This window comes from Thermosipho sp. (in: thermotogales) (assembly GCF_020054775.1).
Lineage (GTDB): Bacteria > Thermotogota > Thermotogae > Thermotogales > Fervidobacteriaceae > Thermosipho > Thermosipho africanus.
The window spans coordinates 1-13,385 of the sequence record NZ_JAIHAP010000018.1; the positions used below are offsets into that span (position 1 = coordinate 1).

The window sequence follows — 13,385 nt, forward strand, 5'->3', positions numbered from 1 at the left end:
GAACAATATTTAAAGATTGTTGCAGAAGATAGTGTTTATAACCCATCGGATCAACCTACCTATAGTGCTGTTCATACTGGAGCACAGGAGATAGCACTTTATGTTAGTGATTTGTTGTTTAAAAATCAATATCAATCGATGTTACTTACACTTTTAGTTGTATTTTTACTTCTCTTGCTTCAAATGAGATCCTTCAAAGTTGGGGTAATTGGTATTATACCTTCTATCTTTACAGTGTTCTTTAATTTTGCACTTATGGGAATGTTTAACATACCGTTAAATACCGCAACTATATCTATTGCTGCTATTGCGATTGGCGCAGGGGTTGATTATGCAATTCACTTTATTTCAAGATTCAAGATTGAAAGTAAGAGGATAAAAGATTCTAAAACTGCTATTATAAGGACAATATATACAAGTGGAAGAGGGATACTATTTAATGCGCTTGCAGTTTCTTTTGGTTTCTTTACATTCTTTTTCTCAAGCATTAGAATGCTAAGACAATTTGGAGTATTAACTGGTATAACTTTACTCTTGAGTGCAATTATTACAATATTATTCTTATCATCAGCGTTCTTACTAATAAATAAAGGAGGTAGAAAGTCATGAGGAAAGTTTGGGCAGTTGTATCAATACTAGTTTTTTCAATTTTTGCTTTTTCACTGACGGGACAGCAAGTATTGGATATGGTTAAGGATAACTATCAAAATGTAAAAGATGAAAAAGCAGTATTTACATTGAAGATGACTGATGAAGAAGGCACAGTAAAGGAAAAGCAGTTTGTTATATACCTTTACAAAAAGAGTGAAGATGATGTGTATGCCATTATACGTTTTGAAAAACCGGTTTCTGATAAAAGACTTACATTACTTGTAAAAGGTGCAGATAACATATATCTTTACATGCCTGCATTTAGAACCACAAAAAGAATAAGCGGAGCTGCAAAAAATGATAGATTTGCTGGATCAGATTTTACATACAAAGATATAGAACTTGTTTACAAAGTAAGTGATAAAAATTATAAAGCAGAACTTGTAAAAGAGGATGAAAAATATTATTACCTTCATATCACACATAATGATGCAGAATTGGATTTTAAAGAGTTGAATATGAAGATAGACAAAGAACTTAAAATACCTGTCTATATCGAATTTTTTAACTGGCAAGGTGAAAAATATAAAACTATAACTTTTGAAAAGATTGAAAATATTCAAGGATACAATGTTCCAACAAAGATATTGGCAAACAACATCAAGGAAAATACTAAAACTGAAATTATTTTAAATGATGTAGAGTTTGACATAGGTATACCAGAAAGTTTCTTTTCACCTATGACTATTTCAAAGCCAATATTAAAATTTTAGGAGGTGACTTGTAATGAAAAAGGTTGTATTAGCTTTATTAGTGATATTAGCAAGTTTTGGATTTTCATATTCTCTTTTGTTTGAAGGTGGATATTTATACTATGACGGAAACGATTTTTCACTTGAAACTAACAGTTTAACATTCATTCCTGTAAAGTTTAGTGCTGATACAAAGTTTGATGGAACATTTTATACAAAATCTTCTTTGAAGTTTGATCAAACATTTGATAATTCATATGTATACTTTGATGGACAGTTTTTTACTGCGTCATTTTTTGTTCCTTTAGCAGTTGTAAATGTAAATGAAGCGTATGTTGAGACTTATACAGATTTTGGAGATTTAAAGGTAGGAAAATTTGTTGAAAAACTAGTGGATTCTGAAGTTTTTAAAGTATACGATAAAATAGGAAGTTACCTAGCAGGTGAAAAACTTTCTATTACAGGTGCAAAGTATGCTTGCACAACAAATTACGGAACTTTAGGCCTCTACACCTTTTCGACATTTGAAAGTTTGCCATCTTCTACTCCGGCTTCGTATGTTTATACTGTAAAAACAAATTTGCCTGATGAAACAAAAATGAAAATTTTAGATTTAATGCAGGGTAGGGAATTACCAGTTGTTTTTGAAGATCAAAAATTTGCAGATCACTTTTCCTATGCCATAAATTGGAGTGGAAATGTACTCGGTGTTGATTATGGTGTTTTGCTTGCTTATAAAAAGTCAAATTATCTAGTTGTCGATAAAATTTTAGAAGATGGAGTTCATCTTAAATGGCCATTTGTTTACACTGCATCGTTATCATTTGTTTATCAAATACCATCAACCAGTTTTATAGTTCATAATTACACTGGTTTTGAATCCGAAAATAAAAGTACATTTAATTTGCCAGTTGAAGGATTAGGAGAAGTGGAAATAGAGGAGAAAGTGCCAAGTGTTTTAGAAAATGTATTTGGCATAGAATATCAAATTGGAACCCAAGGACTTATAGGATTTGATGGATACATAAGATTATACGATTTTGAGTATTATGATAGTGCTATATCAGTATATGGAGATTATAAAAAGGATGAATTTGGTGTAAAAGGTATGGTAAAATATAACATGAAATCTGAAAAAATTGATGTTATGTACGAAGGATCATATAATGTTGATGATTATACGGCACTTTTTGCAAGAGGATTATACAGTAAAATAGATGATAGCGATACAAATGTAGTGATGATCGGTGTAAAGGTTAGTTATTAAACTTTCTGGGGGTTCTCCCCCAGATTTTTGGGGGAATACAGTGAGGATAATTAAAAAATATAAAAACAGAAAGTTATATGATACAAGTATAAAAAAATTCATTACTTTAAGCGATATTGCAAATTTTGTTAAAAATGGTGAAGCTGTAAAGGTTATTGATAACCTGGGGAATGATATTACCCAGGAAATTTTTTTGAAGGCAAGAATAAAGGGCAAAGTTTTTGGTAGTTTAAAAAAAGAAATGGTAGAAAAGTTAATTCAGGGATTTATTAAGATATTTAAAGGAAACACTGATGATTTTATTGAAATACTTCTTGATCTTGTAAATCAAGGAGTATTACCTGCAGATATTGCAAAAGAACTAGGAAATGCAGTAATCAGACATTTTAACGAATTTGAAGACAATATGAAAAAAGATATAATTGAATTGATTAAATCGACAGGCTTTGTCCCAAAAGAAGAGTATGATAAATTAAAGAAGGAATATGAGCTTTTAAAGAAAAGGTGTGAAGGTCAAAGTGGATAAAAAAATTGAGATTTCTACTTTATCTGTTTTTAAAAGACTTTAAATAATTTTAAAATTGGTTATTGGAAAAATTTTATTTTTTATGTATATATATGCACTTGACATATATAATAAAATATCATATAATAAATAATGGAAAATAGTAAGACCAGTACAGGAGGTGAGGTATATGCCATTCTATGGTGGTGGATACGGACGCGGATATGGAAGAGGAATGGGATACGGGAGAGGATTTGGTAGAGGATATGGACGTGGTTTTGGTAGAGGATTTGGATATGGAGCAGGTTATGGTTATTATGAGCCTTCAATTGAAGAAGAAAGAGCTATGTTAATGGATTATAAAAGATATCTTGAAGAAGAATTGCGTTTTGTAGAAGAGAGATTAAGAGAACTTGATAATTATCAAGGAGGTGATAGATAATGCCAGGATTCGATGGCACAGGACCAATGGGAACAGGACCAGTTGGAAGAAGATTGGGACCATGTTCTAACAAAAATGCACCTTATACTCCAAGATACGGTTGGTTTAAACCAGTAGTTGGTTGGTTTTACGGATATGGAAGAGGATATGGAAGAGGTTTTGGTAGAGGATATGTCAGATTTGCTGGATATGATCGAGGCAGATTTGGTAGAGGAGCAAGTCGAGGTTTTGGAAGGTTTTATTGGTAAATTACGTTTAAGATAGTAGGTTAGATATGAAAATAACAAATTAAGTGGAAAAAGCAAAGTAATAAGGTAACAAATTCATCTTTTGGTATACTATTGAAGCCTGTTGTTTTAGCAAATTAAGATCTTGATGCAGCAAAATATTTTTTTCTTGAATTTTTTATATACTCATTTAATATTTTTCTACTTTTTATAGGATATAGAATATATAAGAAATACCACAGGGTATAATTTCTTTTTCAAGATCTTTTTTGACTGCAACCAATTACAATAACATTGCATTTCATAGAGTTATCTTTGATGAAGTTGTATAATTAACATAAATTTTTTACTAGTAGTTTTTCTATTGGTTGAAAAGTATTTGGAACATTGTGAAAAGAATGGAATTTTATGTTTTAAAAAACATTTTATTGTGAAAACTAAAACAAGAAGAAACCTATAATTCCAGAGATAAAAATTACGTATATTGGATCAATTTTGGTTCTTGTAAATAAAAGAAATGCAACTATAGATATTAAAATTTGATAGAAACTGCTTATGTTTGTAAGGAGCGATATGAAGGTAAGGGAGATCAAAAAAATAACACCAAATTTAAGTGCTGTTATAAATTCTTTTGGAAGTCTATCGCGGACTATAAAAAATAGTGTTGTAAATGTAATAGGTGCAACAAGCACTGCAATAGAATTTAAAATAGCACCTGTTATTCCGTACATTTTTAGCCCAACGTACGTTGCCGTATTTAGCATTACAGGTCCTGGTGTCATTTGAGATATTGAAAGTATTTCTTTGAATTGTTCGGGAGTTAACCAATTATTAGAGAGAACAGCATCTTTAATTATCCCAATAATTGACCAACCACCACCGAATGCTATAAATCCTATTTTTACAAATTCTAAGAAAACTCTTAGCACTTTATACACCTCTCATTTGTTAATTAAGTAAAAAGAAATTCTCTCCGCTTGAGAGAATTTCTTGATGAAAGTATTTTTTATTCTTCATTTTTAGGCTCTGTCCAAGACATAAAATCACAATCTGAATTAGTACATGTCCAATATGTTTTACCGTTTTTACTTCTTCTCATGACCACCAATGAACCACATTTTGGACATTTTGCCTGGGCTATTTTATATCCTGAAACTGTAAAATCACAATTATCACATTTGAAGTAGTATCCATATCTACCTTTTTTTCTGAGTAGATGACCACCACATTTTGGGCATGAATTTTCTGAAACCGTTTCATTTTCATGATTTTCAAGTGCCTGTGCAATGAACATTTTGTTTTCTATTAGGACTGCATTTATTGTATTATCTACACTTTTATTTGTTTTGCATTTTTCACAATTTAAATATAATCCGTACTTTCCGATTTTTAATTTGTAATTTTCTTCTTTACAATCTTTGCAAGGTAAATCTGTTTCATAGTCAATAGTGTAAAACTCTTTCTGTGCGGTTGAAAGGTATTTTGAAAATTCGGAGTAAAAATTATCCAATACTTCTTTCCACTCTTTTTCTCCTGATTCTACTTTATCTAATTCTTCTTCCATTAATGCGGTAAACTTTTTGTCAACAATTTCTGGAAATCTTTTTGTTAAAAAATCCTCTACGGTAAATCCGAGTAATGTAGGAATAAGCTCTTTATTTTCTTTTTTTACATATTTTCTTGCAAGAAGTGTAGAAATTATAGTAGCATAAGTACTTGGTCTTCCAATTCCTTCTGCTTCTAAAGTTTTTACTAAACTTGCTTCTGTAAACCTTGCAGGCGGTTTTGTAGTATCTTTTTCAATATTTATTTTTGATACTTTATATGTTTTTCCTTTTTCAAGATCTATTTCTTCTTCTTCCTTGCTAGAAGAGTTATATATTTTTTCAAAACCATCAAATATTAGATGAGAATATGTTGTTCTAAATTCATATTTTTCACTTTGAAAAATATATGTCCTTTCTTTATATTTTGATTCTTTCATTTGTGATGCCATAAATCTTTCCCATATTAGTTTGTATAGCTTATAGTAATCACTGGATAGTAAAGATTTCGCAATATCTGGAGTTATTTCTGGATTAACAGGCCTTATACATTCATGTGCATCTTGAACATTTTTTGAGGTTTTCTTTTTATTTTTTGAGCCGCCAATATATTCTTTACCAAAGTTTTTTTCTATAAATTCTTGAGCCATTTGCTTTGCTTCTTCTGATACACGGGTTGAGTCAGTTCTCATGTATGTAATAAAGGCAAGATGTCCATCTTTTGTATCAACACCTTCGTACAATGCTTGTGCAATTTTCATTGTTTTTGAAACAGGAAAACCTAACTTTGTAGCTGCGTCTTGTTGCAGTGTACTTGTAATGTAAGGATTTGGAGGAGATTTCTTTCTTTCTTTTTCGACTATATCTGAAAGTGTTACCTCTTTTACATTATTTTTAATATCTTCTGCAATTTCTTTTGTTATATTTTCCTGTTTGATTTTTTTCCCGTTAATGCTCCAAAGATTTGCTTTAACTTTTTTTACATTAATAGATACTTTGTAGAATTCTTTTGGTTTAAATAAGAATCTTTCTCTTTCCCTATCACAAATTATTTTCAGTGCAGCAGATTGAACTCTTCCGGCACTCATAGCTCCTTTGATTATTTTCCATAGTAATGGACTTATTTTGTAGCCGACGATTCTATCTAAAATTCTTCTTGCAAGCTGTGCGTTAACCTTTTTTATATCTATTTCTCTGGGAGTCTCCACAGATTTTTTAATTGTATTTGGAGTAATTTCGGTAAATACTATTCTATTTTTTCCTTTAAGGTTGAAGATTTGTGAAAGGTGCCAAGCAATAGCTTCTCCTTCTCTATCCATATCTGATGCAAGAAGCACTTCTTTCCCTTTTATTTCTTTCTTTATACTTTCAATCACATTTTCTTTGCCAGGAATAATTTCAAATTCTGGTTCAAAATTATTTAAGTCCACACCAAATTTCTTTTGAGGTAGATCTCTAACATGTCCCTTTGAAGATATAACTTTATATTCATCTCCAAGAATTTTTTCAATAGTTTTAGCTTTTGCTGGTGATTCTACTATGATCACTTTCTTTTTTTTGGACATATTAACCCCTCTCATCGTGTTTTAATAATATTCTTCTTCCAAGACTTGGATCAAAATCACTCCAGGTTTTTTCCGGATTTATTTCAAGTTCTTTTTCTTTGATGTTATACATCCTGTTTAATTTTGAATCCATGTTTTCAATCATATGCAGTACATAAGCTTCTGGAGTCTTTGGTAGAACAGGAGAACCCCATTCAAATTCACCGTGGTGAGAGAGTATCATATGTAGTAGCTTTTCTGAAAGTTCACTGCTAGCATTTATTTTATTCAATTTTTCCTTTACTATATCAAATCCACTTACAATGTGACCGATTAATTCTCCTTTTTGTGTTAGTTCAATACCATGTGAGGATATTTCATAGTCGTATATTTTTCCAATGTCATGCAATAAAGCACCGGTTATTAGAAGGTCTCTATCAAGCCACGTGTATATTTTTGCTACATTTTCGCATATGCTAGCAACTGTTATACTATGCTCTACAAGACCACCTACATAATTGTGATGAACTCTAAGCCCTGCAGGTGCACTCATAAATGCTTCTGATAATTTTTCATCATTTTTAAATATTTCAATTAGTAATTTTTTTAAAGTATCGTTTTTAATTGAATCAATAAAATAATTAATCTTAGTTTTTGCACTTTCTGAGGACATCTTAGATTCCGATACAAACCTTTCAATGTTGTATTCATCTTCATTTAGAACAATGATATTTGAATCTTCTAAAATGTTTAATTGTATTCTTCCATCGTATATTACCACCTTTCCTTGTGTCCTTACAACATTTCCAACGTTTATTTTTGCATCGTTTTTTTCTGCATTAAACCAATCAATAGCTCTAAGTATGCCTGTTTTGTCTTCAAATGTTAAAAGTAAATATTTTTGCCCATTTTTTGTCTCTAAAAGTCTTTTACTTTTTACCTTAACGATTGTTTCAACTTCTGAGTTTATGTAATTTTCAAGTTCTGAGATATAAGGTTCTCTAAATTTTTCAATCAATTCTTTAGGTAATTTCAAAATTCCACCCCTTTGTAAATTCTAGGCACCCTTTCTGAAATTCTGCAGGTAACCTCATAGTTTATAGTTCCAACCTTATCAGCAATTTCTTCTGCACTTATAAATTCATTTCCCTGTTTTCCAATTAAAATTACTTCATCACCTATTTTAACCTCATCATCTGCTTCTACAACAAATTGATCCATACAAACCCTTCCCAAAATTTTTCTTCTTTTTCCATTTATCAGAACTTCACCATTATTTGAAAGATGTCTCCAGTATCCATCTGCATATCCTACGGGTATGGTTGCAACTTTCATATCATAAGGTGCGACAAAAGTTCGTCCATAGCTCACACTTTCTCCTTTTTTAAGTGTTTTTACGTGAGATACAACACTTTTCCAGGTCAAAACTGGTTTTAAATTTTCATCTTTTACTTGATTGCTTGGCATTAAGCCATAACTTGCAATACCTATTCTTACATAATCGCCACAAGATATGATTCCAGATAAAGAGGCAGCACTGTTATTTGTGTGTCTTATTTTAACAGGTAAATTTGCCTCTAAAAATTTTTCATATTGCTTCTTTGTAAATTCAATGTCTTCTTTCTTTAAAGAATCTGCTACAGCAAAATGTGTGTAGATGCCTTCAACTTCAAAACCATTTGAAATTAATTTTTCGTATATTTTCATAGCATCTTTTGGCTCAATTCCAACTCTATTCATACCGGTATCTATATTTATATGAACCTTTGGTTTTTTGATTAAATCTTTATATTCTTCAACCTGCTCATTTGAAATTATTGTAATTGTAATATTATTGTCAGCTGCAAGTGGGACAAAGTCTTTATCTAGATAGTTAAACACGAGAATATTGGTATTGATCCCATTTTTTCTTAAAATTAAAGCTTCTTCCAAAAATGCAACTGCAAGGTAATCAATTCCCATTTTTTCAGCAGCTTTTGCTAACATTACTGCACCATGACCGTAGGCGTTAGCTTTTATAACTGGCATTACCTTTGCCGGGTTACATTTTTTTTGAAAGTATTTAAGATTATCAATATAGTTATTTATATTTATTTCCGCAAACGTTCTTCTACTTTCCGTACCCATCCCCCCAATGGTAAAAATGTGTATTTTTTTCCTTCAGACCTTATTTTAACACAAAAAAATGAAATCTGAAAAGATTCTATTTTACTTATCTCAAATCTTTTTTTATAAAAGATACTTTTAAATATAATGAATTTATCATCTATTTCAAACTTGTAAGTTATTGCTTCTAAAAAAAGTACTAATATAGCTGAGTATGAAAAAGCAATTAACAATAAGGGGATAATATTGATGGGGAGAGTCAAAAGGTAGGCAACAATTAGTGTTGAAATAATAAATATTATGATTAAAGCTAGTCTATACAAAAAAAACAAAGCGGGTCCCCCCGCTTCATTATGCTTCAACTGATTTGCTGACGTATCTTTTTACTTTTCCTGCGCTTAGACAGTCGGTACAAACCCACATTCTTTTTACTGTTCCATCTTCTCTTAAGACTCTTACTTTTTGTAAGTTTGGTCTGAACCATCTATTTGTTCTTCTGTTTGAGTGTGATACGTTTTTTCCGGAAGCGGGTCCTTTTCCGCAAATTTGACATTTTGCCATTTTGCTCCTCCCCTTTCTTCTTCTATTTAATAATTATTAATTATATACTCTGACACAAACTATATTTTACACTTTTGTTTTTACTGTGTCAATTTTTTTAATGTAAAAAATGTGTTTCATTAATCAAAAAACCTTATAGCTTCTGCAGGACTTATTTTTTGTGCAAGGTTTGCAGGATAAATTGTAAATATACCTGTAATTAAGTAAATACCTGCGATTATTTCAATAATTTGAATCCATGGGATAGTTATTGAAAAATCGGGTAATTCACTTGAGATCATAGTAGTTAAATCCATGGTAATGAAAAATGTTGTAATTATTGCTGTTAATATAGCAATAGTAACTATTAAAAATGCTTCGGTAATAAAGAATGAAAATATAGTTTTTCTATTTACTCCCAAAGCTTTTAGAGATCCAATTATTCTTTTTCTTTCATATACATTCTTTAGGCTAAGAATTGTAAGTCCAGAAAAACCACTTATAAAACCAAAATAAAATAGTTGTACTGCAACATTTATAAAGTATTTTATACTCAAAAATACTTTATTAAGCTCTTCGGTAACATATAATGGAGCATCGAATTTTTCATATACTGTATTTTTAGCTTGACTTACGTATTCATCTTTTACAACTCCGGCATATCCTTGTAGAGCTCCAGAAACCTTTTTGTCGTAAACAAATATTCCATCGAATGGGACTATAACATTTTTGGGATCAAAAGTATCGACTACTTTAAAGCTTTCGTAAAATCTGGCACTTATACCTGGTAGTATTCCTTTTATCAAAAAAGTATAGGTTGAATCCTTAGAAAAGATTTCTTTATTTGCTATTCCTTCCTTTAAAGATAAGTCATTAATTTTTACATTTTCAATTTTTAAAGATTTTTCAATGCCACTTTTTGCAAGTATAATCGTAAGATTTCTATTATCAAGTTTTGCGTTTACAAGTTGTATTTTTACAAGGTTTTCAAACATTGATTTAAAATTTTCATCTGTTTCGTAGTAATCTGTTTTGAAAAAGCTTTTTAATGGGTTTTCTATAATTAAAAAGTTATAGCCTACAATTCCACTATCAAGTTTTTTGTCCACATAATTAAAAACGCTGCTTGGAATAACAGCTGTTAAAAGTATTACAAGAGTTATTATTGCATAGACAAAAAATACTATGTAATTTCTCATTTTTTGTTTTTCAATGTATGAAATTGCAAGTATGTTTGAAAGGCTATAAAATTTTCTAATAACGTTTTTTATTAAGGGAAGAATGGAAAATATTATTACTACACTTGCCGCTAAAAATATTCCTGATCTTGCAAGATAATCCCATCTTTCTCCAGTCCCTATTTTGTTGTAAATGGTGAGAATGGAAAGGACACCAGCAAGAAGTTGTACATAACTTTTTTTAAAGAAAATAGATATCAAGATTATTAGCACAGACAGTGAATAAAGTGGATTAATAAAAAAGAAAGCTACAACGATTAAAAATGCTAATATAAATATCCATCTTTTTTTAGGTAGTATTTGTTCTTCAGAGAGAAGAACGACTGGTGGAATTTTAGAAAATGAAATACTTCTAGTAATTAACAATGTTACTGGTAAAATAATTGAAATTAAAATTCCAAGAAAAATAGATTTATATGTTATCACGTATGGAATTTTTTCAGCAATAGTTGTGTCTGATGATGCAATATTTGGAAGGTTATTTACAAAGGAAAGCAAATACCTACCAAAAATAATTCCAAGTAGTGCTCCAACAATTGAAGAAGAGATTATATACATCAATCCTTCCAAAAAAAGGATAATTCCACTTTTTTTCTTTGAAAGTCCCAATGCTCGTAAGGTTCCAAGAGTTTTTCTTCTATCTTCAGCAAGTACACCGAAAAAGTTTGATATGAATAAAAAACTGCTTAGTATAGAAAATCCGCTGAATCTAAGAAATAGGTAACCTATAACTTTATTTAATGGTGAATATTTCAAGTTATATTTGGTTGGAGTGGTTCTTAGGTCAAGGTCTTTAGAGAGCTTTTCAGAAAATTCTAAATGATTTTTTAAATCAAGATTTAATGATATAAAGACTGTGTTTGGAGCGTTATATGTGTACATTCTTAGACTCAACATCAAGTCTTTTGGAATAAAAATACTACCATTTGTCATACCAGTTTCTCCACGGAAGTTAAATTCTTCAAGTCCGATGTGATCAATTTTTAATTCTTTACTTCCGCTTGGAGTTATGATTGTTATTGTGTCACCTTGCTTTATGTTTAGAGTTTTTGCAAGATCGCTAGATAAAATGATTCCATCTATATCTTTTTTTGAAAATTCTTTTATTTTTTCATCATAACCTATGGCAAAGATATCATAAAAATTGCCATTATGTTTTATTCTTGAAGAGACTAGATAGGTAAAGACAAAATCTCTTACAACACCTTCATTTTTATATTTATTAAGATATTTTTCTACTTGTTCTACATTTAGTGTTTTTGGAAAAAAGAATGTATCACTTTTATCTTTTGCAACAATGTCTATATTTCCAAAATTATTTCTTAATTTAGAATTAAACCAGCTATCAACAGAATCGTTCAATGAAAGAGCTCCAACAACCAACATTGTTGCGATCATACTTCCAAGTATTACAAGCAAAGAGAGTTTAAAATTTGAAAAGAAGTTTCTAAAGGCTATTTTTATCATAACGTATCACCCTAATAAATTACCGCACAATATGTGCGGTAAAATTTCATGATTCATCAAGCATTTTGAATAAAAGCTTTAAATATCTACTTCTTGAAGGATGTCTTAGTTTTCTTAAAGCTTTAACTTCTATTTGTCTAATTCTTTCTCTTGTAACATTAAAATATTGTCCTACTTCTTCAAGGGTTTTTGCTTTTCCATCTATAAGGCCATACCTCATTTTAAGGACCAACTTTTCCCTATCATTTAATGTTTCAAGAACTTTATCTACTTCTTCACGTATTAGCATTCTCATTGCTTCTTTCTTTGGTGAAGCTATTGTTTCATCTGCGATGAAGTCTCCTACAGTTGAATCATCATCTTCACCAACTGGTGCTTCAAGAGAAGTTGTTTCCTTTGCTGCTTGTAGAATTTCCTCAACCTTTTCTACAGGTTTTCCAATTAATTTTGCAAGTTCTTCAATTGGTATTTCCGTTCCATGCTCTTGATAATACTCTCTCATTATCTTTTGGACTTTATTTATTGTTTCTACCATATGTACCGGAACCCTTATAGTTCTTGCCTGATCCGCTATTGCACGAGTAATTGCCTGACGGATCCACCATGTTGCATAAGTTGAGAATTTATAACCTTTTTTCCAATCAAATTTTTCAACGGCCTTTAAAAGGCCAACATTACCTTCTTGTATAAGATCCAAAAATGAAAGACCTTTTCCAACATATCTTTTAGCTATACTTACAACGAGCCTTAGATTAGATTCTACCAATTTTTGCTTTGCCCTTTCATCTCCAAGTTGTGCGCGTCTTGCAAGTTCTCTCTCCATTGACTGACTTAACAGTGGGATTTTTCCAATGTCTTTTAAATACATCTTTATTAAGTCTTTAGTTGCCATATTGTCATAAAACTTTGGAGATTCCTCTAAAAAATCTTCCAAAGTGACATCTTCAATTCCATCGTTTGTAGTTTCTTCAGTAATTGCAACATTATTTTTTTCAAGCTCCTCGTAGACTTTTTCTAATACATTTCCATCAAACTCATCTGCCTTTTCTGGCGGGAACATCTTGTCAATATCTTCATACGTAACAAAGCCTTTTTCTTTTCCAATAGCTATGAGTTTTTCAATTTTTGAATCTAAAGAATCTACAGTTTTTTTCTTTGCCAT

Annotated in this window: 13 protein-coding genes; 6 read left to right on the plus strand and 7 right to left on the minus strand. The window is 30.6% G+C overall.

Annotation, left to right across the window (positions count from 1 at the left end; translation table 11 throughout):
- The 6 genes from JG780_RS04685 to JG780_RS04710 form a co-directional block, all read left to right on the plus strand.
- Positions 1-609, plus strand: a 609-nt coding sequence (locus JG780_RS04685; RefSeq protein ID WP_287569373.1) for an MMPL family transporter, incomplete at its 5' end; no start/stop codon positions are given.
- Positions 606-1,364 (plus strand): outer membrane lipoprotein-sorting protein, encoded by a 759-nt coding sequence (locus JG780_RS04690; RefSeq protein WP_004101586.1) that lies wholly within the window; start codon positions 606-608, stop codon positions 1,362-1,364. The genes JG780_RS04685 and JG780_RS04690, both read left to right, overlap by 4 nt.
- 13 nt (positions 1,365-1,377) lie before the next feature.
- Positions 1,378-2,610 carry a hypothetical protein gene (locus JG780_RS04695; protein WP_287569374.1) on the plus strand — a complete coding sequence of 411 codons (1,233 nt, stop codon included), beginning with the start codon at positions 1,378-1,380 and terminating at the stop codon, positions 2,608-2,610.
- Positions 2,611-2,650: 40 nt separating this feature from the next.
- Positions 2,651-3,136 carry a polyhydroxyalkanoate synthesis regulator DNA-binding domain-containing protein gene (locus JG780_RS04700; RefSeq protein WP_114702747.1) on the plus strand — a complete coding sequence of 162 codons (486 nt, stop codon included), beginning with the start codon at positions 2,651-2,653 and terminating at the stop codon, positions 3,134-3,136.
- Positions 3,137-3,305: 169 nt separating this feature from the next.
- Positions 3,306-3,557 carry a DUF5320 family protein gene (locus JG780_RS04705; RefSeq protein ID WP_287569375.1) on the plus strand — a complete coding sequence of 84 codons (252 nt, stop codon included), beginning with the start codon at positions 3,306-3,308 and terminating at the stop codon, positions 3,555-3,557.
- The gene (locus JG780_RS04710) at positions 3,557-3,805 is read left to right on the plus strand and encodes a DUF5320 domain-containing protein (RefSeq protein ID WP_287569376.1); all 249 of its coding nucleotides are present in this window, start codon (positions 3,557-3,559) and stop codon (positions 3,803-3,805) included. The genes JG780_RS04705 and JG780_RS04710 overlap by 1 nt, the downstream gene beginning before the upstream one ends.
- Positions 3,806-4,221: 416 nt before the next feature.
- Here the strand turns inward: JG780_RS04710 and JG780_RS04715 are convergent, their stop codons facing one another.
- The 7 genes from JG780_RS04715 to rpoD all read right to left on the minus strand — a co-directional run bounded on the left by JG780_RS04715 (position 4,222) and on the right by rpoD (position 13,385).
- Positions 4,222-4,713 carry a chromate transporter gene (locus JG780_RS04715; protein WP_287569377.1) on the minus strand — a complete coding sequence of 164 codons (492 nt, stop codon included), beginning with the start codon at positions 4,711-4,713 and terminating at the stop codon, positions 4,222-4,224.
- Positions 4,714-4,790: 77 nt separating this feature from the next.
- Entirely contained in the window at positions 4,791-6,893 is a 2,103-nt protein-coding gene (gene topA / locus JG780_RS04720) for a type I DNA topoisomerase (RefSeq protein WP_287569379.1), read from the minus strand.
- Position 6,894: 1 nt separating this feature from the next.
- Entirely contained in the window at positions 6,895-7,908 is a 1,014-nt protein-coding gene (locus JG780_RS04725) for a 3'-5' exoribonuclease YhaM family protein (protein WP_004101615.1), read from the minus strand.
- Entirely contained in the window at positions 7,905-8,999 is a 1,095-nt protein-coding gene (alr, locus tag JG780_RS04730; protein WP_287569380.1) for an alanine racemase, read from the minus strand. The genes JG780_RS04725 and alr overlap by 4 nt, the downstream gene beginning before the upstream one ends.
- A gap of 330 nt (positions 9,000-9,329) precedes the next feature.
- The gene (gene rpmB / locus JG780_RS04735) at positions 9,330-9,539 is read right to left on the minus strand and encodes a 50S ribosomal protein L28 (RefSeq protein ID WP_004101622.1); all 210 of its coding nucleotides are present in this window, start codon (positions 9,537-9,539) and stop codon (positions 9,330-9,332) included.
- 119 nt (positions 9,540-9,658) lie between these two features.
- Complete coding sequence (locus JG780_RS04740) at positions 9,659-12,223, minus strand: ABC transporter permease (protein WP_287569381.1); 2,565 nt, start codon at positions 12,221-12,223, stop codon at positions 9,659-9,661.
- 46 nt (positions 12,224-12,269) lie between these two features.
- Positions 12,270-13,385 (minus strand): RNA polymerase sigma factor RpoD, encoded by a 1,116-nt coding sequence (gene rpoD / locus JG780_RS04745; protein WP_012580140.1) that lies wholly within the window; start codon positions 13,383-13,385, stop codon positions 12,270-12,272.

Coding starts and splice junctions, on each gene's coding strand:
- JG780_RS04690 (WP_004101586.1), top strand. CDS start 606: ATGAGGAAAGTTTGGGCAGTTGTATCAATACTAGTTTTTTCAATTTTT.
- JG780_RS04695 (WP_287569374.1), top strand. CDS start 1,378: ATGAAAAAGGTTGTATTAGCTTTATTAGTGATATTAGCAAGTTTTGGA.
- JG780_RS04705 (WP_287569375.1), top strand. CDS start 3,306: ATGCCATTCTATGGTGGTGGATACGGACGCGGATATGGAAGAGGAATG.
- JG780_RS04710 (WP_287569376.1), top strand. CDS start 3,557: ATGCCAGGATTCGATGGCACAGGACCAATGGGAACAGGACCAGTTGGA.
- topA (WP_287569379.1), bottom strand. CDS start 6,893: ATGTCCAAAAAAAAGAAAGTGATCATAGTAGAATCACCAGCAAAAGCT.
- alr (WP_287569380.1), bottom strand. CDS start 8,999: ATGGGTACGGAAAGTAGAAGAACGTTTGCGGAAATAAATATAAATAAC.
- rpmB (WP_004101622.1), bottom strand. CDS start 9,539: ATGGCAAAATGTCAAATTTGCGGAAAAGGACCCGCTTCCGGAAAAAAC.
- JG780_RS04740 (WP_287569381.1), bottom strand. CDS start 12,223: ATGATAAAAATAGCCTTTAGAAACTTCTTTTCAAATTTTAAACTCTCT.
- rpoD (WP_012580140.1), bottom strand. CDS start 13,385: ATGGCAAAGAAAAAAACTGTAGATTCTTTAGATTCAAAAATTGAAAAA.